We start from the raw sequence: 21,035 nt of genomic DNA, 5'->3' as shown, positions 1-21,035 counted from the left end.
GGAGCTCACTGCTTCGCCTTCCCTTCGGCGCGCTTCGTGTCCTGGAAGTCCGTGTAGGAGCGCTGCATCTTCGACGACAGCTCCTCCGGGGAGACCGATCCGTCGATGACGCCCTGGAGGTCCGCGGAGAGCGAGTCGTAGAAGTCGGGCGTCGTGTAGTCGAGGTAGGGCACGAGCCCGTCGTCGGCGTTGAGTCGCTCCCAGCCCTCCACCATCTGCGCGTCGGCGCTGCCCTCGGGGATGTCGCGGGCGGCCTTGCCGGGCAGGGCGGGCAACACGCCCTCCTCGGTCATCACGTCCGCCGCGTGCCGGCTGGTGATGAAGTCCAGGTAGGCGGCGGCGACTTCGGGGTGGCGGGACTTGGACGTCACGGACCACGCCAGGCCCTGACCACCGGTGGTGACGGGTGCGGCGTCCTTCTTCGCTGGCGGCGGCGGCATGAAACCAAGACTGTCGCCCATGGTCTTCTTCAGATCCGGCAGCTGCCAGGTGCCGGTGATGAGGAAGGCTCCCTCGCCGCCGGCGAACTTCTTCGCGGCGTCGTCGTATCCGGTGCCGTTGGCACCCTTGGGCACGTAGCCGCTCTTCTTCCAGTCGGCGAGGGTGCGGGCGGCTTCCTTGGTCGGTCCGTTGTCGAAGCCCTTGCCGCGGCCGAAGACACTCTCGCGGGTCTCCTGCGCGCCACCGGCCTGGTTCTGCAGCACGCCGAAGGTATGGATGGCCGGGTACTTGTCCAAGTTGCCGAACTGGACGGGCAGTTCATCCTCGTCCTTGATCCGGGGCAGCGCGTCCGTCAGCTCGCCCCAGGTCTTCGGGGGCTTCACGCCCGCCTTCTCCAGGACGTCCTTGTTGTAGTAGACGCCGATGTACTCGCCCGTCTGGGAGATGCCGTAGAGGCGCCCGGTGCCGAAGTCGCGGCCGTCGACGGAGACCCGGTTGAGGTTGAGCAGCGTCGACGGGTAGCGGGTGTTCCAGGCGTAGATACCCGCATAGTTGTCGAGCGGGGTGAGCAGCCCGGCCTTCACGAAGGCCACCATGTCGGAGTAGCCCTGGTTGGCCTGGATGACGTCCGGGGGCTTGTTCCCCGAAATGGCCAGCTTCAGCGTCGTCTTGAGGTCGGAGAAGCTGCGGGCGGTGCGCTTGATGCGGATGTGCGGGTACTTCTTCTCGAACTCGGCGTTGAGCCGCTCCAGTTCGTCGTTCTGTCCGCCGCGTACCTCTTGGTCCCAGACGGTCAGCGTGGCCTTGCCCGCCTTGGAGGGGTCGGGCTTGGAGGTCGCGGCCGAGCCGGGCGCTCCCGCCCCCGCCGCCCCCGAGCCGTCGGTTCCCGGGACGCAGGCCGCGGCCAGCAGCGCACCGCCGACGGCCAGCACGAGCGCTGCCGTACGCCGCCGAATCCGTCCCGTGCCGCTGAACGGGCTTTGGCGGAGCGGGCGTTGGCGCACCGGTCCCGCACCTGTCGGTCGCTCAGCGCGCATGGGAATCTCCTCTCGGCGCCCTGCCGCGGTTGCCGTGGCACGGGCGGGGCGGGCCGCGTCCGTGCCACGGCACCGCTCAGGTCGCACGGAATCCGATGGTGGGCGTGGCACGGCGCAGCGCCGAGCCCCGGTTGGCCCCGGGCAGCAGGTCGGACAGGAAGGCGTACCGCCGCATCACGTCCTCGCTCTGTCCGCCGCAGCGGGTCGCGTACTGCCACCAGGCGGCGACCTCGGGCCAGCCGGGCGCGGACAGCGAACCGCCGAAGTGCTGCACGGACAGTGCTGCGGTGAGGTTGGCGAAGGCGAGCCGGTCGGTGAGAGGCCAGCCGGCGAGCGTGCCGGTGATGAAGCCGGCGACGAAGACGTCACCCGCGCCGGTCGGGTCCAGCGCCTCGACGGGCAGTGCGGGAAGGTCGGCGCTCTCACCGGTCAGCGAGTCGACGGCGACGGCCCCGCCGGAGCCCTTGGTGACGACGGCGATCGGTACGAGTTCCGCCAGCGCCCGCACCGCTTCCTCGGGGCTTTCGGTGCGCGTGTAATGCTGCGCCTCGGCGGCGTTGGGCAGGAAGGCGTGGCAGTAGGAGAGGTCGGCCAGGGTGTCCGGGTCCCAGGCTCCGGTGTCGTCCCAGCCGACGTCGGCGAAGATCTTGCTGCCTTCGTCGTGGGCCTCGCGCACCCAGCTCTCCAGCCGGCCGGGGGCCAGGTCGGTGAAGCAGGCGCGGGAGCCCGGGCGTCCGGCCGACCGCACGCACGGGGCGGGGGCCTCGTGCCCGTGGGAGACCATCGTCCGCTCGCCCTCGTAGGCCATGGAGACCGTGACGGGCGAGTGCCAGCCCTTGGCGCGATGGGACGGTCCGAGGTCGATGCCTTCGCTGTCGGCCAGCGATTCCCAGCAGTAGTCGCCGTACACGTCGTCCCCGAAGGCGGCTGCGAGAGAGGTACGCAGACCGAGGCGGCGCAGGGCGGTGGCCATGTTGGCGACGCCGCCGGGTGACGAACCCATGCCGCGCGCCCAGGACTCGGTGCCGCGTACGGGAGCGTGGTCGAGCCCGGTGAAGATGATGTCGAGGAAGACGGTGCCGGTGAGGAACACGTCCTGCTCCGGGCCGCCGTCGTCGCGCAGGGCCGACAGCGGGTCCAGGGCCGCCGAAGTCGGCGCCGGCTGCGCGCTCCCCGTCGTGCTCACTGCTCTTCCCGCCCCTTCTGCGGCCTGTGAAGGCCCCGTCCTCCGGTGCGCCGGCGGCGTCGTGCTCTGCAGGGCACGGTCGTCGATGGCCGGGCACAGCCGGAGGATCGCTCGATTCTTTGAGCGATACCTTGCACGTCAGCGGCGATGAGTGCAAGACCCCGGTCACACTCGCGCAAAGACGCTCACGCACGCTACATTGCCTGCATGTTGCGCGAGACCCGTCATGAGCGGCTGCTGAAGCTGCTCCGCGAGGAGGGTGTACTGCCTGTCGGGCAGATCGCACAGCGCCTCGGCGTCAGCGAGGCCACCGCGCGCCGCGACCTGAACGACCTGGCGAACGCGGGCCGGCTGACGCGGGTGTACGGCGGTGCCGTGGCGCGGGGTCCCGTCGAGCGTCCCTTCGCGGAGGAGGAGGGCGACGACCGCGCCGACAAGGACGCCATCGCCCGCAGCGCCGCCGCCATGGTCGAGGACGGAGAGGTGGTACTGCTCGACATCGGCACCACGACGCTTCAGCTCGCGCGCAGGCTCCGCGGCCGGAACATCACCGTGGCGACCAGCAACCTCGCGGTCTACGAGGAGCTGAAGGACGACACCGAGGTCGCACTCGTGCTCCTCGGCGGCCAGGTGCGCCGCAACTACCGTTCCCTGGTGGGGCACTTGACCGAGTCGAGCCTGAGTCATCTCTACGCCGACCGGCTCTTCCTCGGCACCAGCGGAGTGCTGCCCGACGGACGCGTGCTGGACACCACCGACGTCGAAGTGCCCGTCAAGCAGGCCATGTTGGCCTCGGCACGGCACGTGGTGCTGCTCGCGGCCGCGCGCAAGTTCCCCGGTACGGGGAGCGCCCGCGTCTGCGGGCCGCAGGACATCGACGTGCTGATCACCAGTCAGGCGTCGGACCCCGGCACCCTCGCCGTCTTCCGCGAGGCCGGGGTGAAGGTGGAGACGGCCATGGAGGCGGAGGTGGAAGGCCGATGAGGCTGACGGTGCTGGGCGGCGGCGGGTTCCGGGTACCGCTGGTGCACCGGGCGCTGCTGGAGGACGAGGGCGACGACGCGGGACGCATCACCGAACTCGTGCTCCACGACACCGACTCGGACCGTCTGGGCGCGATCACGGCTGTCCTCTCCCACCAAGCGGACCAGGCTCGGCAGCAGCCGGGGCGGGGCGCGGGCGGACGGGACCCTGCGCCCGCCGTGCGTGCCACCACGGACCTCGACGAGGCCCTGCGCGGCGCCGACTTCGTCTTCTCCGCCATCCGCGTCGGCGGTCTGGAGGGACGCACCCTCGACGAACGCACGCCGCTCGCCGAGGGGGTGCTGGGGCAGGAGACGGTGGGCGCCGGCGGTGTCCTGTACGGGCTGCGAACGCTGCCCGTCGCGGTGCGCATCGCCGAACGCGTCGCCGAACTCGCCCCCGACGCCTGGGTCATCAACTTCACGAACCCCGCCGGCATGGTCACCGAGGCCATGGCTGGTGTCTTCCGCCAACGGGGCCTGGGCGAGCGGGTGATCGGCATCTGCGACTCGCCGGTCGGCCTGTGCCGCCGGGCGGCCCGCGCCCTGGGAGCGGACCCCGACCGCGCGGACTACGACTATGTGGGTCTCAACCACCTCGGCTGGCTGCGCCGCGTCGTCGTGGACGGGAAGGACCGGCTGCCCGGACTCCTCGCGGACGAGGCACTGCTGGAGTCCTTCGAGGAGGGGAAGCTCTTCGGGGCCGGCTGGCTGCAGGCCCTGGGCGCGCTGCCCAACGAATACCTGCACTACTACTACTTCAACCGCGAGGCCGTCGCCTCGATCCGTGGTTCGCAGGCCACCCGCGGGGAGTTCCTGCGCGAGCAGCAGTCCCGCTTCTACGAGGAGTCACGCCTGGGGCGTGCCGCCGGGCCGGCCGAGGCGTACGAGGCCTGGGACCGTACGCGCCGGGAGCGCGAGGAGACCTACATGGCCGAGAGCCGTGAGGCGACCGGCGGTTGGGAGCGTGACAGCTGCGACCTCGAGGGCGGCGGCTACGACCGTGTCGCTCTCGCCCTGATGCGTGCGGTCTCCCGCAACGAGCGCACCACGCTGATCCTCAACGTGCCCAACCGCACGGCCGTTCCGGGCCTGGACGCGGAGGCGGTCGTGGAGGTGCCGTGCCTGGTCGACGCAGGGGGCGCACGGCCCCTCTCGGCGGGGCCCGTCGCGCCGGATCAACTGGGCCTGATGCTCCAGCTCAAGGCGGTGGAACGCTCGGCAATCGAGGCGGCGGAAAGCGGCTCACGTGCTGCGGCGCTGCGGGCGCTGGCGCTGCATCCGCTGGTGGACTCGGTACGGGTCGCAGAGCGCATCCTCGACACGGCGGGCGGCTTCTGACCCGGCACGGCCCGTCCGGAGAAGCAGAGCGGGATCGGGCGCCGTCCGAACTCGCCGCCGTTCAGCGGTCGTTGCGGAAGACGAGCAGATAGCGCCAGAAGAGCAGCCTGCGGATGCGGCAACCGGTCAGCAGGACGGCCGATTCCGACCGGACCTGGGACAGGGGCATCCCAGGCTGCTTCACCGGGGGCTTCATCCGGGCCCGGCCTGCGGGCGCGGAGGCGGAACGCAGCCTGTCCCCTGCCCAAACCGCCAGCCTGGCAACGGCGTTGACGGGAACGGCGGCCAGGCTCCAGAGATGGTCGAGCCATGTCTCTTCCCGGTAGCAGCCGAGGATGACCAGGACACCGCCGGGTGCCAGCGCGTCCCGCAGCGCGGAGACCGTGCCGAACGGCACGTGGTGGATGCTGGCGAGGCAAGAGATGAAGTCGTAGTGTCCGCGGGGCAGTTCGAGAGCCATGATGTCCGACTGCCGGAAGCGCGGGCTGCCTACGGCCTCGGCCGGCGGGCACAGCCCACGGGCCTGCGCGATCACCTTCTCGGAGGGGTCGATCGCGTCGACATCCATCCCCAGCCGGGCGAGCCGCCGTGCGAACCGGCCCGTTCCGCAGCCCACGTCCAACGCCGTACCGCCGCTTCTCGGAACGTGACGTGACAGCAGCCGGTGGTAGTGATCATTGTGGTCGAAGGGCACCGCCCGATGGTGTCACGGGGAGGGGGAGTCCCCTTCCCTCCGGCGTGCACTCCCGGTTCCGGGGACCCGGCCGCGGATCGCCGGTGAATCCGGTGAAGCGGGCTCTTTCACCCGACCGCAGGCGAAGGGCGGCGGAAACGTGGACCGGGTGCCGCCGTGGCCGTAACTTTGATGCACAGAAGCGGCCTCGCGCGCACGCCCGGCAGCGAATACCTCCGAAGATCTCGGCCGGTGGTGATTTCCATGGTGCTCAAGGATCTCTGGCGAAGATTCCGCGCTTTCAACGCGGAGCAGATCGAAATCTGGGAACGGATCAATCTGCTCAACCGCCCGTGGGAGGAAGAGGTCCTCCACTGGGCACGGAGCGAGGACGGGTGGGTGCTCCACGGTCACCTTCCCCCGCCCGGTCCGGGCAGCCGGACGAGCGTGACCCGTTCGGGATGGTGCCCCGGGCTGAAGGGCTCACCGAGGCCACCGGGATCACGGGGATCCGACAAGCCGCCCGCCGGGGCCCTTTGACCGCACGGCAGGACGGAGCCGGTCGGCCGCTTCCGCGTCCTGGCCCGGTTCCGGTGCCGTGCGGATCGGGGAACCGGTTCAAGGACGCTGTTCAGGAGCGCGGGAAGGCATTGACGAGGGGTTCCCCCGCGGCATAGCGGCGGACCTGCTCCACCACGAGGCGCTCGGCGCGCGGCCGGAACGTGGCGGAGCCGCCCGCCACGTGCGGCGTGATCAGCACCCCGGGCCGGCCCCGCAGCGGATGGTCGCCCGGCAGTGGCTCGGGGTCGGTGACGTCGAGGGCGGCGCGCAGCCGTCCATTCCGGACCTCTTCGAGCAGCGCACCGGTCTCCAGCGTGCGGCCGCGTCCCACGTTGACGACGAGCGCTCCGTCGGGCAGCGCGGCGAGTTCGTCGGCCCCGAACATGCCTGCCGTGGCAGGGGTTTCGGGCAGCACGAGCACCGCGATGTCCACCTCCGGCAGCAGTTCCGGCAGGGCGGTCACCGGGTGCACGTCCTCCTCGGGCCTGGACCGCCGGGCCACGCGCACGACCTCCGCCTCACACGCCAGCAGCCGTCGCTCCAGCGCCTCCCCGATCGATCCGTAGCCGATGACGGCGACGCGCGACCCGGCGAGCGAGCGTGTGAAGTGCGGTTCCCAGCGCCCGGCCTGCTGGTCCGCGACCCAGCGCGGAAGGTCGCGCTGCGCGGCGAGGATCAGGCCGAGCGCGTGTTCGGCGGTGCTGGCGTCGTGCAGACCCCGGCCGTTGTACAGCTTCGCGCCCTCGGGCATCACCGGCAGCAGCTTCTCGACGCCGGCGCTGAGGGACTGCACGGCCCGCACGGCGGGGAGCCGCGGGAGCAGCCGCTCGGCGCCCGGCACCGCGTACGGCATCACCCACAGCTCCGTCGACTCCAATGCGTCCGTGGGCAGTTCGTCCTCGGGCGTGCGTCCGTCCCATACGTGCACGCAGACGTTCGAGGGCCACGGCCCGTGGCGCTCGTCGAGGCCGTTCCAGGGCAGGAGCACGTGGACTGCGGGATCGGTGGTCTCGGGCATCGGCGTGTGCCTCTCCTCGTCGCGGCGGCGGATGACGGGCGGAACGAACGGACCGACGGAGCCGGACCCGCGGACCGGCGGACCGGCGGGCCTCCCGGAAGTCCGGCGGCCTGCGGGCCCGGACTCGTCATGGCCATTGACCCGGCCCGCACACACTCGTAACGTCCTTCCCGCTCAGTGAAACACTTTCCACCCGACGGAAAAAGGGGTGTTCGGGAATGACGGCAGCGTCTTCCTCCCGCACCGCCAGCGGCGGCTTCTGGTCATCCACCCGCGCCCGGTATCTGATGCCGATCGCGTTCATCACGTACTCGCTCGCCTACCTCGACAGGTCCAACTACGCGATCGCCTCGGCGGGCGGCATGGCCGATGAGCTGAACCTCTCGGCCGGGACCGACTCCCTCATCGCGGCCTCGTTCTTCCTCGGCTACTTCTTCTTCCAGATCCCGGGGACGATCTACGCCGAGCAGCGCAGCGTGCGGCGGATGGTCGCCGGTTCGACGATCGCGTGGGGCGTGCTGGCGACGGCACAGGGGCTGCTCAGCAGCCCGGGCCAGCTGATCCCGGTGCGCTTCGCGCTCGGCGTCGTCGAGGGTGCGGTCCTGCCCGCGCTGGTGGTGCTGCTGAGCCGTTGGTTCACCAAGCGTGAGCGCGGCCGCGCCAACTCCCTGCTGATTCTGGGCAATCCGATCACCGTGATGTGGCTGTCCGTGCTCTCCGGATGGCTCATCGAGGTCTCCGACTGGCGGATGATGTTCATCGTCGAGGGCGTGCCCTCGATCATCTGGGGCGTGCTGTGCATCCGCTTCATCAAGGACCGCCCGGCCGAGGCCAAGTGGCTGCCCGAGGCGGAGCACGACCAGCTGCGCAAGGACCTCGCGGACGAGCAGCGGGCCGCAGCCGAGGCGCCGGGCTCGGCCGTGACGGCCACCGAGGTGAGCGCGGGCACGCCCGACTCACCCGCCGCCGGGTCGGACCCCGGCGCTCATGCCACCACCGCCGACGCGCCGCGCGCCACCGCGGCGGACTACAAGAAGGTGCTGCGTTCCCGCGCCGTGGTCGTGCTCGCCGCCCAGTACTTCTTCTGGTCGTTCGGCATGTACGGCTTCATCTTCTGGCTGCCGTCGATCGTGAAGCAGGCCTCGGGCGAAGGCATCGGCGCGACCGGCCTGATCTCGGCCATCCCCTACGCGTTCGCCGTCGTGGCGATGATGCTCAACTCCCGCCTGTCCGACCGCAACGGACGCCGCCGCATCGCCGTGTGGCCGTGGCTGGGCACCGGGGCGCTGGCGCTGCTCGGCTCCTACTTCGCAGGTTCGAACTTCCCGCTCGCACTGACGCTGCTCACCGTGGCGGGCCTGTGCATGTACGCGCCCTACGGCCCGTACTTCGCGTTCGTCTCCGAGCTGGCGCCCGCCGGAGTCGCGGGCGCGGCCGTCGCCGCCGTCAACTCCTTCGGTGCGCTCGGGTCGTTCGCGGGCACGTATCTCGTGGGCTGGGTGCGCGGCACCGCGCTCGGTGACGCAGGTGCCTTCGGTTTCATGGCGGTGTGCACGATGATCTCCGCGGCGCTGATGTTCGGAGTCCGGGAACCGCGGGTCACCCCGGGTGATACCTGTACGGTGAGCGGGGATCCGCACACGACCGCCGGCAGGGCATCGAGCAGTGGCGGACGCGACTGACCTTGCCGCGCACGATCTTCGAGGGAGCACCGACGGTGACCGCACCGCCCGGCGACGACATGCTCAGCCGGGGTCTGCGGCTGATGACCGTACTGGCCGACAACCCGTCGGGGCTCGGCGTCAGTGCGGCGGCGCGCACCGCCGGGCTTCCCGTCAGCAGCGCGCACCGGCTGCTGGGGCGGCTGGCCGCCGAACGCTTCGTCGCCTACGACGAGGACACCCGCCGCTACGCCCTGGGCGTGCGCGTCCTGGAGTTCTCGCGGGGTTTCCAGCGCTCCCCCGCCGGCTATTCGGCCGCGGCCGCACCGATGCGGCGCCTCGCCGCCCGCACGGGACTTCCCGCGATCGCGGGGATCCTCGACGGCAGCGAGGTGCTCATCGTGCTGAGCGCGCAGGGCACGCAGCATCTCCAGCTGCGCAGCGCCGAGGGCACGCGCAACCCGTGGCACGCCACGTCCATGGGCCAGGCGCTCGCCTCGGCGCTCCCCGATGAGGAGCTGGCAGCACTCCTCGCTGCCGACCTGCCCTCCCCCACCGCGCGCACCGTCACCGACCCGGCGGTGCTGCGTGACGAGGTCGCGCGCGTACGGGAGCGGGGCTGGGCCGAGGTCGACGAGGAGAACGAGGTCGGCGTCCGCTCCGTCGCCACCGTCGTACCGGACCTCAACGGGGGGCTGCGTCCCCGTCTGGCGATCTCGCTCGGTGCGACGGTCGTGCTCACGACCTGGGACGAACTCCACGGCCACGTACCGGCGTTGCGCGCCTGCGCGGAGGAGATCGCCTCTCTCATGGGGTGACAGATCTTTGGCCGACATCTCTTTGGGGTGACACCTTCCGCCGACCGTCCCGTCCTCCGGGTCGATCGCCGGGCGCAGGGGTAGGACTGGGTGCGATGGAAAGCCGAACGGCCTGGCGAGCGGCCGGGCCATGGGGGAGGAAACCACCGTGCGCACGGGCATCAAGACCCTGACCTTCGTCGTCGGCACCGGGCGCAGCGGCTCGACGGCGCTGTCCCAGGTGCTGCGGCTCCATCCCGACGTGCTCAGCCTCAGCGAGCTCTACTCCTGCATCGACGGCCCGCCGGCGCTGTCCCAACAGCCTTTGACGGGACCGGAGTTCTGGCGATGTCTGCGCGAACCGATGCCGGTCTTCGACGCCATGGTCCGCAGTGGCACCCCGCTCCCGGAGTTCATCTACAACCGCCACCCCGAGTGGCGCTACTCGGCCGAGACCACGGGCATCCCCGCGATCAGCATGATGCCGCTGCCACATTTGAGCGACGACCCGGACGCGCTCCTCGACGCCCTGGAGCCCGAGGTCCGCTCCTGGCCCGAGCGCCCCGCCCCGCAGCAGTGGCACGCCCTCTTCGGCGCGCTCGCCTCGCGGATCGGCGGGCGCGAGGCCGCCGTTGAACGCTCCGGATACTCGCTGCACCGCGTCGATCTGCTTCACGAGCTCTTCCCCGAGGCCCGCTTCGTGCACCTCTTCCGCGACGGCCCCGACTGCGCCCTGTCCATGAGCCGCCACAACGGCTACCGCATGATCTCCCTGCTCCGTGAGATCATCCGCCGCTCGGGCGTGGAGTCGGCCTCGGACCTGACCGACGACCACATCAAGCAACTCCCCGACGACCTGGCCCCGTTGCTCGGCCCGCAGTACGACCCGGCGCTGGTACTCGACCGCGAGATGCCGGTGCCGGACTTCGGCACGCTGTGGTCGGACCTGATCTGCGAGGGCATGGAGTACCTCGCCGCCGTCCCGCGGGAGCAGGTCACGACGCTCTCGTACGAACGTCTCCTCGACTCACCCCGTCAGGAGCTGGCCCGGCTGGCCGACTTCATCGGCGTCCAGCCCTTCGCGGAGTGGCTGGAGGAGGGCGACGAGATCCTCGACGGTACGGGCCGCCGCGGCTCGGCTCTTCGCCTGCCCGGGCGGGTCCTCTCGGAGCTGCGTGACAACTGTGCACGCGGGGAGCGTGCGTTGGGCGTGGTCGGCGCGGACGAGGGTGTCCCGCAACGTAGTTGACCGAACCCTCCTCATGGGCACTGCCCGTCGTCCCCGGTTCCCGCGGCGTTCTTCGCCGGGGGCCGGGGACGAATGACGCTCGCGCTCTGCCTCGGCGCCTGATCGTCCCCACGTCGCCTGGATTGCAAAGAGTTCTTCGCGAAGAACTCTTTGCGAAGAACTCTTTGTCTTCTAGAGTTCACGGCATGGGGGACATCGACAAGAAGGATCCGCAGGAGACCTCGCAGGACACGGTCGTTCTGGACGCGAAGGGGCTGCGCGCGCTGGCGCACCCTGTGCGCGTCCAGCTCGTCGGGCTGCTGCGCAAGAACGGCCCGTCGACAGCGACGCGCCTCGCCGACCAGCTCGGCGTCAACTCCGGGACCGCCAGCTACCACTTGCGCCAGCTGGGCGCCTCGGGCTTCGTCGAGGAGGACACCGCGCGCGGCAATGCCCGGGAACGATGGTGGCGTTCGGTCCACCGCAAGACGCGGTTCAACGACATGGAACTGGCCGAGCGTGAGCCGGAAGCAACGCTCGCCTACCTGCACTCCGTCGCCGCCGCCTACACCCTGCGCACCCAGCGGGCGGTCAACGAGTTCCAGACACTCCCCCGCGACTGGCGCGAAGCCTCGGACATGAGCGACTGGGCACTGCGCCTCACCCCGGAGGAAAGCCGTTCCCTGTACGAGGAGTTGGTCTCGGTCATCGGCCGGTACCGGCGGGACGTGCCCGGAGCCGACGCCCCGAAGGCCGCGGAACGGGTCATGCTGATCACGCAGATCCTCCCCGAGCTGGACGGCCCGGGGAGGCAGGCGTGAGTCAACTCCCCTCCGGAGGACGGTCGCTGCGGCCGCTGGCCGGCGTGCTCGCCGCGACCGGCCTGGCGCTCACCGGCACCCGCATCTCGGTCATCGCGCTGCCCTGGTTCGTCCTGGTCACCACGGGCAGCGCGACGCAGACCGGCCTCGTGGCCTTCTGTGAAATGGGGCCGTACGTACTGGTCAAGGCGTTCATCGGGCCGCTGGTGGACCGCAGCGGCCCACGGATCGTCTCCTGGTCCACGGATCTGGTGAGTGCGGCGGCCGCCATGACGATCCCCGTTCTGCACGCCGCGGACCTGCTCTCCTTCTGGCTGCTGATGCTCCTCGTGGCGATCATCGGCGCCGCGCGCGCTCCCGGCGATCTGGCAAAGCAGGTCATGGTTCCGGAGGCCGCGGACCGCGGCAGCGTACCGCTGGAGCGGGCCACGGGGCTCAGCGGCGTCATGGAACGCCTCGCGTTCACACTCGGGCCGGCCGCGGGGGGATCGCTCGTCGCGATCCTCGGACCGATGGCCGCACTGGTGGCCAACGCCCTGTGTTTCGCGCTGGGTTCACTCGTCATCACACTGGTCGTTCCCCGCGGCGTCGGCCGCACCGCCGAAGCGCCAGGCCCCGGTTCGGACAGCCCGGGTTACTGGAGACGCCTCGGCGAAGGCTTGCGCTTCCTGCGCAGCGACCCGCTGCTGCTCACCATCACGGCGATGATCGCGGTCACCAACCTGCTGGACACCGCCTTCTCCTCGGTCCTCGTACCGGTCTGGGCGAAGGAGTCCGGCTACGGCCCGGCCGCGATCGGACTCACCGGCACCGCCTGGGGGCTCTCGGCCATCGCCGCCAGCCTCACCGCGGCAGCCGTGGCGCACCGCCTCAACCGCCGCCTCATCTTCTTCGCCGGCTTCACACTCGCCGGCGCACCGCGCTTCCTGATCCTCGCGGTCGACGTGCCGATGTGGACCGTGGTCCTCGTCTTCATCGTCAGCGGTTTCGGCGCAGGCTTCCTCAACCCCATTCTGGGAGCGATCCTCTACGAACGCATTCCGCGCCAACTGCTGGGCCGCGTAACGGGCCTGGGCACATCGATGGCCTGGCTGGGCATGCCGCTCGGCGGACTCGCGGCGGGAGCAGTGGTGGCCTCCGTGGGCCTCGTCCCCGCCTTGGCCGCAGCCGGCGTCGCGTACTTCCTCACCACGAACCTGACGGGCCTGCGCCCGGAATGGCGCCAGATGAAGCGCCCATCCACGGATGCCACAGAGGAGGAGATTCCACGACCCAACGACCATGCGCCGACATAGGCTGACTGCAACGGAATCAGCACGCTGGGTGAGGGCGCATGACCGACATCGAAGATCTCGAAGCCGACGAGGCCGCACCGGACCCCGTACACAAGGTCCTCGGCAAGCAGATCAAACACCTGCGTGAACAAGCGGGCCTGACCCAGGCGGAGTTCGGCAAACAGGCGGGCTACGGCATGGATCTGGTCTCCTCCGTCGAGCGCGGCCGCCGCGCGGCCAAGCCGCAGTTCATCGACGCGGCCGAACGCATCCTGGACGCCCGGGGGCTGCTCAAGGCGGTCGAGGAGGACATCGACAGGGCGCGGCTCCGGTACCCGGCGTTCTTCCGTGAGTTCGCGCGCCTGGAGACCGAAGCGGTCGAGCTGCACGAGTACGCGACCATGGTCGTGCCGGGCCTGCTCCAGACAGAGGAGTATGCGCGAGCTCTGTACCGAATGCGGCGCCCACTCCTGGACGAAGAGACCGTTGAACACCGCGTGGCGGCGCGGTTGGCCCGGCAGAAGATCTTCAACCGATGGCCGCCGCCGACGCTGAGCTTCGTTCTCGAAGAGGTGGTGTTGCAACGACCGTTCGGCAGTGAGGACGTATTGCGGGGACAGCTACGGCAGCTGATCGCCTTCGGACGGATGCGGCATGTGGAGCTTCAGGTCATGCCGACCCAGCGGTCAGATCATCCAGGAGTCGCAGGACCCTTGATCCTTCTGGAGACCCAAGAGGGGCAGAAGCTCGCGTACACCGAAGCGCAGGGACGCAACGTCTGGTTCACGAAGCGTGACGCGGTCCGCACGGTGGATACCCGCTATGGAATCATCCGCGCGCAGGCTCTTACACCTCACGAATCCCTGCACCTCATCGAGCAGTTGGCGGGAGAAGCATGATCCCTGACGTGGCAGGCGCGTCCCTGACATGGTTCAAGAGCAGCTACAGCGACAACGAGGGCGGCGCATGCGTGGAAGTCGCCCTCGAATGGCACAAGTCCAGCCACAGCAGCGGCGAGGGCGGCAACTGCGTCGAAGTCGCCAACTGCCCTGGCACGGTCCACGTTCGGGACTCCAAGGACGCTGAAGGCTCCCAGCTGACCTTCTCCCACACGCCCTGGGCCGAGTTCATCGCGTACGCCACCCGCTGACCGGAGTCCCGGCAAGCACCGGCTTCATCGCGCGGTACGGTCGCCCTCCAGATCCAACCGAGAGAGGAGACAACGTGGCCGAGGCCGAGTTCCTCGCCGTGCTCACCACGACGGACAGCGAGGAGAGCGCTCAGGTGCTTGCCGCATCCGCGGTCGCGGGGCGGCTCGCCGCGTGCGGACAGGTCGACGGGCCGATCAAGAGCGTGTACCAGTGGCAGGAGAAGGTCGAGATCGACACGGAATGGCGCGTGCTCCTCAAGAGCACGTCGGCCCGTTACGACGAGCTCGAAGCGCTCATCAAGTCCCTGCACTCGTACGACACGCCCGAGATCATCGCCACCCCGATCACCGCCGGAAGCGACGAGTATCTGGCCTGGCTGCGGACCGAGACGACCGGCTGACACGCGGGGCCGACCGGGGTTCGCCGAACGGTGGCGCCGACTCCGTACATCCCGATGGCGGGCAACAGACGGCGAACCGCGGCCCGCCGCCTACGCCTTGATCTTCCCGAACTCCGGCGTCTTCTTCACCAGTCCGCTGTCCTCGTGGAACTGCCGCGCCACCTCGTAGGGCTCCTTCTTCAGCTCCGGTGACTGCGGCATCTCCCTGCGCAGGATCGGCACCAGCGCGTCGAGGGCCTTCGGGTCGGAGTCCTTGAGGTACTTCTCCAGGAGCTCCCGCACCTTGTCGGGGTCGCCCTGCACGTCCTGCTGGGCGCGCTTGATCGCGCTCTGGAAGCCCTTGACCTCCTTGGACTTCTTCTTCAGCAGCTTCTGCGTGGAGAAGACGACGCCGTGCAGCGCGCCCGCCATCTCCTTCACGTCGCCCCTGGCCGGGGATATGAGAATCCGGCCCGAGCCGTCGGCCTCGGCCTGCTGGCCGATCGGCTGGAAGAAGGAAAGCGCGTCGACGCGCCCCGACTTGAGCGCGCCGATGGCCGACGTGGCCGCACTTCCCAGGTTGACGAGAGTCGCGTCCGTCTTCGCCTTCTTGCCGATTGCGTCAAAGAGGTAGCTCACCAGGGCCTCGGTGCCGCTGCCCGGTCCGGTGATGCCGATCTTCTTGCCCACCAGCGCCTGAGTACGCTCCTCCAGGCTCGCCCTGTCGCCCGGCCCGGAGAAGGACTTCCCCACGACGATGTCCACGTAGTACTCGGTCACGAGGCTGGAGAGGACCCGCGTCTCACCGGGCTCCGAGGACTCCGCGAGGTTGAAGGCGTCCGTGAGCACCCCGGCCCCCAGGTCGATGGAGCCGGACTTCAGCGCGGCGGCCACCTTCGCACCGGTGCCGAGCCGCGGGCGGTCGCCGAGCTTGATGCCCTCGTCCTTGAAGTAGCCCTTCTCCTCGGCCACGAAGAGCGGGAAGAAGGCGACGGAGTTGCTGATCTGACCGATGTTGAGCGTGCCGGCCTTGGTGGTGGAGCCGTGCTCCGCGCATCCGGCGGCCAGTGGGGAGAGAAGTACGGGGGCGGCTGCGAATGACTTCAGCAGCGCGCGGCGCTCGATGTGCTTGCCCATGGTTCAAGCTCCAGTCGCATGAGTTCCAGCTCCGTTCGGAGAGGACGGAGAGGGCGGGGAATGACGGGGAAGGGGTTTGGCGGGATCGGGGACGGCGGAAGAGAGGACGGATGCGGGGGCGGCTGCGGCCGGCGAACGAAGAACCGCGCCACGGGGGGTCATCAGGCCTGTGACTCGACGGGTTTCCACCGGTTGACGCGGCGGTCGATGAGTCCGACGAGCACGTTCAACAGCCCCGCTATGACGCTCAGTACGACGAGCGTCGCGAACACGCCGGCGGTGTCGAACTGCGCGGCCGCGTCGTTGATCAGGTAGCCGAGACCCTGGTTGGAGGCCACCAACTCGCCGATGACGGCGCCGATCAGCGCGTACGGGATGGCGACCTTGAGTCCGGTGAGCACACCCGTCATCGACGCCGGCAGGACGACCTTGAAGGCGATGTCCCGGCGGCTGCCGCCCATCAGCCGCACGGCGTCGATGAGCCCGCGGTCCACTTCCCGTACGCCCGCGGCGGTGTTGAGGAACACGAGGAAGAAGACGGTCGCCGCGGCGAGCAGCACCTTCATGTGCATCCCGATGCCGAACCACACGATGAACAGCGGCGCCAGCGCGACCTTCGGGATCGAGTAGAGCGCCATCATGAACGGATCCAGCACGCGGTACGCCAACTGGAGGGAGGCCAGCACGAATCCGGCGATCGCTCCGGCCAGCGCTCCGAGTACGAAACCGTAGATGATCTCCTGGATCGTCACCCAGCTGTGCGTCCAGAGCGTGCCGTCGCCCGACCATTCACCGAGACGCTGCGCGATGGCGCTGGGCTTGCTCGTGAAGGTGATGTCGAAGAGGCTTCCGGCGGTCGCCTCCCAGCCGGCGAGCAGCACGACGACGAGGAGCAGCCGGACACCCCACACGGTCGCGGTGCGCCCGTTGCGCTGCCACCAGGTGCGTTCGACCGGTATCCGCACCGGTCCGGAGGGGGCCCCCTTTCCCGCCGTGCCCTGCGTGGTTGCGTCACCGGTCGCGGCCTTCCCCGCCGTCCCGGCCTGCGCTGCCTCGGACTTGCTCTCGGGCGACGGCGTCACGGTCCGCTCGGTCATGACGACCCCTCCTTCAGCGCGGCGGCCATCGCGGTGTGCAGCCTGACGAACTCCGGGTCCACGCGCAGCGCGTCCACGGAGCGGGGCCTGGCCAGGGTGATCTTCTCGTCGGCGACAATGCGGCCGAGCCCGCCGAGCACGACGATCCGGTCGCCCAGCAGCAGCGCCTCCTCGATGTCGTGCGTGACGAACACGACCGTCTGCCCGCTGCCGTGCCACAACTTCAGGAGTTCTTCCTGGAGTTCGGTGCGCAGCTGCGCGTCGAGCGCTCCGAACGGCTCGTCCATCAGCAGCGTGCTGGGAGTCCCGGCGAGCATGCGTGCCAGGGACGCGCGGCGCCGCATGCCGCCGGAGAGTTCGCGCGGATAGTGCCTCTCGAAGCCTTCGAGGCCGACGCGCCGGAGCAGTTCGGCCGCGGTCCTGCGCCGCTCGTCCGTTCGTACGCCGCGGATCTCCAGCGGCATTTCGACGTTGCGCTGCACGTCCCGCCACGGCATGAGGGTGTCGGACTGGGTGAGGTACCCGATGTCGACGTCCGGGCCGGTCAGCTTCGCGCCCCGGTGCGACACGACACCCTCGGAGGGTTCAGTCAGCCCGGCAAGGAGATTGAGCATCGTGGACTTGCCGCATCCGCTGCGTCCGAGGACGGTGACGAAGCTGCCTTCCTCGACGGTGAGGGCGAAGTCGCGCAGGGCCACGATCGCGCTGTCGTCCTTGGCGAACTGCTTGGTGAGCCCTTCTGCGCTGAGCACCGCGGTCATGTCACCGCCCCCTCGCACGTGTTCTCATCGGACTCCCGCATCCCGTACGCGTCGTAGCTGAACTCGCCGGCCGCCCAGCGCCTGCGCAGCCCGTCCTCCTTGGCGATGCGTTCGCGGACCGCCTCGATTGCCGACCCGACGTCGGCGGCCTCGACGGCGGTGACACCGTCGTCGTCGAGTACGAGCACATCGCCGGGGGCGACCGTCGTACCTCCGATCTCCACCGGCACGTTCACGCTGCCGCGTTCGTTCTTGGTGGCTCCGCGCGCGCGGCGCCAGCGGGTCCACACCCCGTAGTCGAGCCGCGCCAGTTCGGCGCTGTCGCGCACGGACGCGTCGACGAGCACCGCCGCCGCTCCGCAGGCCGCGGCCTGAGTGGCGAGCAGGTCGCCGAAGAGGGCGACGGGTTCCGGCTCGGGCATGGTCAGGACGAGGACCTCACCGGGGCGCAGATGCGTCATCACCTCGTGCACCGCACGGTTGTCGCCCTGCCCGCAGCGGGCGATCCGGGCGGGCCCGGCGATACTCCGTCCCGGCTGCAGCGGCGCCCACTCCACGTCGAGCAGCCCGCGGCGGCCGTACGCCTCGTAGACCGTGGCCACGCCCGCTGCGGCGAGCTCGTCGACGGCGGAGGCCGTGACCGCCGCGCTCACAGGGCACCCACCACGTTGGGCAGCAGCCGGTGGAACGCCTCCGCCTGCCGGATGTCCTGATTGCCGGTGACCTTGCGGGCGTGGTTGCCGCGCTGGTCGGCGCGTTGCGCGTAGTACTCCTGGAGGTACTGCTGAGCAGCCATGCAACTCATGGCCTCGGCCTTCCGGTTGAATACGGGCGTGATGTCCACGTAGACGGTCGGTGTGAAGCCGCACAGTTCGGGCTGGTGCGGTTCGAAGGCCAGGAACTCCGACGGGGGTGCCGTGCGGAATCCGCTGGCGACGCCGGCTCCCGAAGTGAGGAGCCGGGCACGGGCCACCGCCTCGTGTGCGACCGGGTGGTCCGGGTTGAACGGATCCTTCTCCGGGTGGGTGAGCACCACGTGGGGGGCGAAGTCCCGCATCAGTTCGGCGAGTTCACCCACGGACTCCTGTGAGACGTGGAGCGGGTAGTCGCCGAGGTCGAACGCGCGGAAGCCGGCACCGACGGCGGCGGCGGCCTTGGTCGCCTCCTCGTGGCGTATCCGCTTCACGTTCTCCTCGGTCTGGCCCTCCTCCTTCCACAGCACTCCGGACTCGCCGCGCTCCCCGTAGGTGAGGGCCACGACGAGAGCCTCGCCCCCGGCGGCCGTGTGCGCCGCGACCGTGCCGGCGGAGCGCCAGACAAAGTCGGCACTGTGCGCGCCGACGACCAGCATGCGCCGCTCGCTCGAACGCTGCTCGCTCATACGAGGCTCTCCTTCCGGTGACGGGAGGGAGCGCCATCGAGGGGCTCGGCGCCGACGAGCCAGCGGCTGTTGTGAACGGTCATGATGCGGACGTCGGCCTCGGAGAGACCTTCTTCCAGCAGCCGGTCGACACAGATGGCGAGGCCGTCCTCGACGGGCGGGTTGAACGGCTGGCCGAGGTCGCTGGAGATCACCGAGTTCTCGGGACCGGCCTCCCTGATGGCCCGGAACCAGGTCTCCCAGGAGACCTTGCCGGTGTATGGCGTGGTGAAGCAGCGCTCCAACAGGGCCCCGTGGGCGGCCAGTTCACGCTGGCGGTCGACGGCGACGCGCTGCGAGGTGAACTCGGGATGTGTGACGACCATCCGCTCGACGCCCTCCTCGGCGGCGGCCTCGACGACGGCGGCTATCTCGTCGGCGTGGAGGTGGCCGGTGGCGAGCACCATGTCGTGGCGGGCGATCAGCCGGAAGACCTGCCGTGCTGCGGGTACGACGTCGCCGTCGGGTGTGAGGACGTCGACGGGGTCGGCGGCCATGCCGTCGGCGCGCAGGTCGTCCTGGAGCTTGGCCCACATGGGAGGTGTGGCGCCTTCAGGCTCGCGGGCATGGCACTGGCGCTGGTTGGCGCTGTCGACGGTGGGCAACCAGACGAACTTCGCACCACCGCGTCCGGCGATCTCCACGGCGATCGGGTTGAGGCCGCCGACGGACGCGTTGAGCGTGATCGCGCCGAGCGCGGTGGCGCCGGGCTCGGCGCGGCGGACGACGGCGGCACGTTCGGCGGTGGGCGCGTAGTGCGACTTGAGCACGAAGCCCGCGAGACCGACGGCGGCGAAGCGCTCGGCGAGGGTCACGTCGTCGATGCGGCGCCGCATCACGTCCGGCGCCACGTGGATGTGCACGTCGTACGCGCCACGCACCAGCTCTCTCGCCCGCTCGGACGGCTGGGGGTGCTCCGTCATCTCTCTCCTTCGACCCTTTGCAGCCATAATCTCCGCTCAGATTGTTAACAATCTTGGCTACAGGGGTCAAGGGGTGCGTCGAAGGTAATGCCCCGCCGAGGGGCCGGGTGGTGAGCGGCGGGACGACCGTGCGGCGCCGGAGCGGAATGCCGGAGCCCGACGAAGCGGAAGGACGGAGGCCGAGGCAGAGAGCCGGAAGGGGCGAACCGGGAGCGGGGCCTGACCGACAACTGGCGGGCGCGGACTGGCGACCCGCGACGCGACCGGCGACCGGCGACCGAGTTACAGAGAATCGGCAACCGCGGACGGGCACCCGGCCGACCGGCGGGCCATGACGCACCGGCAGCGGGATGACGCCGTGAGCGCGAAGGCGCCGAGCGCGCGCCGATCCCCGGCGGGTTCAGTGAGCCGGCCCCGCTCCCGATCTGTCGACTTCCTTGAGCGCCTTGATGACGCTGCGCAGATGGGTACGGGCCGCCGCTTCCGCGGCCTCCGCGTCGTGCGTGCAGATGGCGTCGATGATCGCGAGGTGCTCCGGCAGGGACACCGTGGGGCGCCCGGGGTGCATGGCCAGCCGGAACTGGTGGCGCACGTTCTGCCCGCGCAGCCGCTCCAGCATCCGCGACGCCGTCTGCTGGCCGCCGATCTCCCGTACGCGGCGGTGGAGTTGCTGATTGAGGGAGGAGTAGCCGAGCAGGTCGCCGTCGGCGACCGCTTCCCGCATGGAGCTGCCGATCGACCGCAGTTCGCGGATCTCCTCGCCGGTCACGGCCGTGGCGGCCTTGGCCGCGCAGAGCCCCTCCAGCACCATCCGGACCTCGGAGATCTCGACGGCCTCGTCCAGGGAGACGGCACGCACGCGGGCTCCGCGGTTCTGTATGCGCTCGACGAGCCCTTCATTGGTCAGCTCCAGCAGCGCCGACCGCACGCTGGCCCGGCTGGCCTCGAACTGCGTGGACAGATCGGCCTCGACGAGCCGCTGGTTCGGTACGAACTCCCCGCGGATGATCGCTTCACGGATGGCCTCCACCAGGGGCACTCGGGCCCCGTTCCGCGCCCCGTCCTCTGACACGTCCGCTCCGGCTCCTCTCCGTCCGCAGATGCACA

The 21,035-nt window shown here is 70.1% G+C and carries 21 protein-coding genes; 10 read left to right on the top strand and 11 right to left on the bottom strand.

The annotated features are described in order from the left end of the window. Window positions 1-5 precede the first annotated feature (5 nt). Both I004_RS0116665 and I004_RS0116660 read right to left on the bottom strand, forming a co-directional pair. Entirely contained in the window at window positions 6-1,478 is a 1,473-nt protein-coding gene (locus tag I004_RS0116665; RefSeq protein WP_078511311.1) for an extracellular solute-binding protein, read from the bottom strand. 76 nt (window positions 1,479-1,554) lie between these two features. Next, on the bottom strand, window positions 1,555-2,664 hold the full coding sequence (locus tag I004_RS0116660; RefSeq protein WP_028436434.1) for a PfkB family carbohydrate kinase: 1,110 nt from the start codon (window positions 2,662-2,664) through the stop codon (window positions 1,555-1,557). A gap of 207 nt (window positions 2,665-2,871) precedes the next feature. Between I004_RS0116660 and I004_RS0116655 the strand changes: the two genes are divergently transcribed. Both I004_RS0116655 and I004_RS0116650 read left to right on the top strand, forming a co-directional pair. Next, window positions 2,872-3,648, top strand: coding sequence for a DeoR/GlpR family DNA-binding transcription regulator (locus I004_RS0116655; RefSeq protein ID WP_028436433.1), 777 nt, complete (start codon window positions 2,872-2,874; stop codon window positions 3,646-3,648). Beyond that, on the top strand, window positions 3,645-5,027 hold the full coding sequence (locus tag I004_RS0116650) for a 6-phospho-beta-glucosidase (protein WP_028436432.1): 1,383 nt from the start codon (window positions 3,645-3,647) through the stop codon (window positions 5,025-5,027). Before I004_RS0116655 ends, I004_RS0116650 begins: the two co-directional genes overlap by 4 nt. Before the next feature lie 61 nt (window positions 5,028-5,088). Here the strand turns inward: I004_RS0116650 and I004_RS0116645 are convergent, their stop codons facing one another. Continuing rightward, window positions 5,089-5,721 (bottom strand): class I SAM-dependent methyltransferase, encoded by a 633-nt coding sequence (locus I004_RS0116645; protein WP_028436431.1) that lies wholly within the window; start codon window positions 5,719-5,721, stop codon window positions 5,089-5,091. Between the two features lie 610 nt (window positions 5,722-6,331). Further along, on the bottom strand, window positions 6,332-7,279 hold the full coding sequence (locus I004_RS0116635; protein WP_028436429.1) for a 2-hydroxyacid dehydrogenase: 948 nt from the start codon (window positions 7,277-7,279) through the stop codon (window positions 6,332-6,334). A 218-nt stretch (window positions 7,280-7,497) separates the two neighbouring features. Here I004_RS0116635 and I004_RS34350 point away from each other — a divergent pair, with 218 nt between their 5' ends. From I004_RS34350 to cutA, 8 genes are all read left to right on the top strand, one after another. Then, entirely contained in the window at window positions 7,498-8,961 is a 1,464-nt protein-coding gene (locus I004_RS34350; protein WP_078511308.1) for an MFS transporter, read from the top strand. 35 nt (window positions 8,962-8,996) lie between these two features. After that, window positions 8,997-9,758, top strand: a complete 762-nt coding sequence (locus I004_RS0116625) for an IclR family transcriptional regulator (protein ID WP_486580049.1) — start codon at window positions 8,997-8,999, stop codon at window positions 9,756-9,758. A gap of 148 nt (window positions 9,759-9,906) precedes the next feature. Further along, window positions 9,907-10,986, top strand: a complete 1,080-nt coding sequence (locus tag I004_RS0116620; RefSeq protein ID WP_486580048.1) for a sulfotransferase family protein — start codon at window positions 9,907-9,909, stop codon at window positions 10,984-10,986. A 185-nt stretch (window positions 10,987-11,171) separates the two neighbouring features. Then, a complete protein-coding gene (locus I004_RS0116615) occupies window positions 11,172-11,786 on the top strand; it encodes a helix-turn-helix domain-containing protein (protein ID WP_028436426.1) in 615 nt (204 codons plus the stop codon). After that, a complete protein-coding gene (locus I004_RS34345; protein ID WP_037976533.1) occupies window positions 11,783-13,081 on the top strand; it encodes an MFS transporter in 1,299 nt (432 codons plus the stop codon). The genes I004_RS0116615 and I004_RS34345 overlap by 4 nt, the downstream gene beginning before the upstream one ends. 38 nt (window positions 13,082-13,119) lie before the next feature. Next, window positions 13,120-13,959, top strand: a complete 840-nt coding sequence (locus I004_RS0116605; protein WP_028436425.1) for a Scr1 family TA system antitoxin-like transcriptional regulator — start codon at window positions 13,120-13,122, stop codon at window positions 13,957-13,959. Between the two features lie 8 nt (window positions 13,960-13,967). Next, window positions 13,968-14,210, top strand: a complete 243-nt coding sequence (locus I004_RS0116600; protein ID WP_028436424.1) for a DUF397 domain-containing protein — start codon at window positions 13,968-13,970, stop codon at window positions 14,208-14,210. A 74-nt stretch (window positions 14,211-14,284) separates the two neighbouring features. Beyond that, complete coding sequence (gene cutA / locus I004_RS0116595) at window positions 14,285-14,611, top strand: divalent-cation tolerance protein CutA (protein WP_028436423.1); 327 nt, start codon at window positions 14,285-14,287, stop codon at window positions 14,609-14,611. Window positions 14,612-14,701: 90 nt separating this feature from the next. Here cutA and I004_RS0116590 read toward each other — a convergent pair whose 3' ends face one another. The 7 genes from I004_RS0116590 to I004_RS0116560 all read right to left on the bottom strand — a co-directional run bounded on the left by I004_RS0116590 (window position 14,702) and on the right by I004_RS0116560 (window position 21,000). Beyond that, window positions 14,702-15,727, bottom strand: coding sequence for an ABC transporter substrate-binding protein (locus I004_RS0116590; RefSeq protein ID WP_028436422.1), 1,026 nt, complete (start codon window positions 15,725-15,727; stop codon window positions 14,702-14,704). A 161-nt stretch (window positions 15,728-15,888) separates the two neighbouring features. Then, window positions 15,889-16,824: an ABC transporter permease gene (locus I004_RS0116585; RefSeq protein WP_078511307.1), complete on the bottom strand. Its 936-nt coding sequence runs from the start codon at window positions 16,822-16,824 to the stop codon at window positions 15,889-15,891. Next, the gene (locus I004_RS0116580; RefSeq protein WP_028436420.1) at window positions 16,821-17,585 is read right to left on the bottom strand and encodes an ABC transporter ATP-binding protein; all 765 of its coding nucleotides are present in this window, start codon (window positions 17,583-17,585) and stop codon (window positions 16,821-16,823) included. Before I004_RS0116580 ends, I004_RS0116585 begins: the two co-directional genes overlap by 4 nt. Beyond that, window positions 17,582-18,238: a 4-carboxy-4-hydroxy-2-oxoadipate aldolase/oxaloacetate decarboxylase gene (locus I004_RS34340; protein WP_037976530.1), complete on the bottom strand. Its 657-nt coding sequence runs from the start codon at window positions 18,236-18,238 to the stop codon at window positions 17,582-17,584. The genes I004_RS0116580 and I004_RS34340 overlap by 4 nt, the downstream gene beginning before the upstream one ends. After that, window positions 18,235-18,966: a PIG-L deacetylase family protein gene (locus tag I004_RS0116570; protein ID WP_037976528.1), complete on the bottom strand. Its 732-nt coding sequence runs from the start codon at window positions 18,964-18,966 to the stop codon at window positions 18,235-18,237. The genes I004_RS34340 and I004_RS0116570 overlap by 4 nt, the downstream gene beginning before the upstream one ends. After that, a complete protein-coding gene (locus tag I004_RS34335) occupies window positions 18,963-19,928 on the bottom strand; it encodes a DUF6282 family protein (RefSeq protein ID WP_037976525.1) in 966 nt (321 codons plus the stop codon). The genes I004_RS0116570 and I004_RS34335 overlap by 4 nt, the downstream gene beginning before the upstream one ends. Window positions 19,929-20,328: 400 nt before the next feature. Then, window positions 20,329-21,000 carry a GntR family transcriptional regulator gene (locus I004_RS0116560; RefSeq protein ID WP_199779405.1) on the bottom strand — a complete coding sequence of 224 codons (672 nt, stop codon included), beginning with the start codon at window positions 20,998-21,000 and terminating at the stop codon, window positions 20,329-20,331. Window positions 21,001-21,035: the final 35 nt, after the last annotated feature.

The organism is Streptomyces sp. TAA486 (assembly GCF_000426165.1).
Note: the sequence above shows the minus strand (reverse complement) of the source record. Positions and strands in the feature narration are given on the sequence as shown.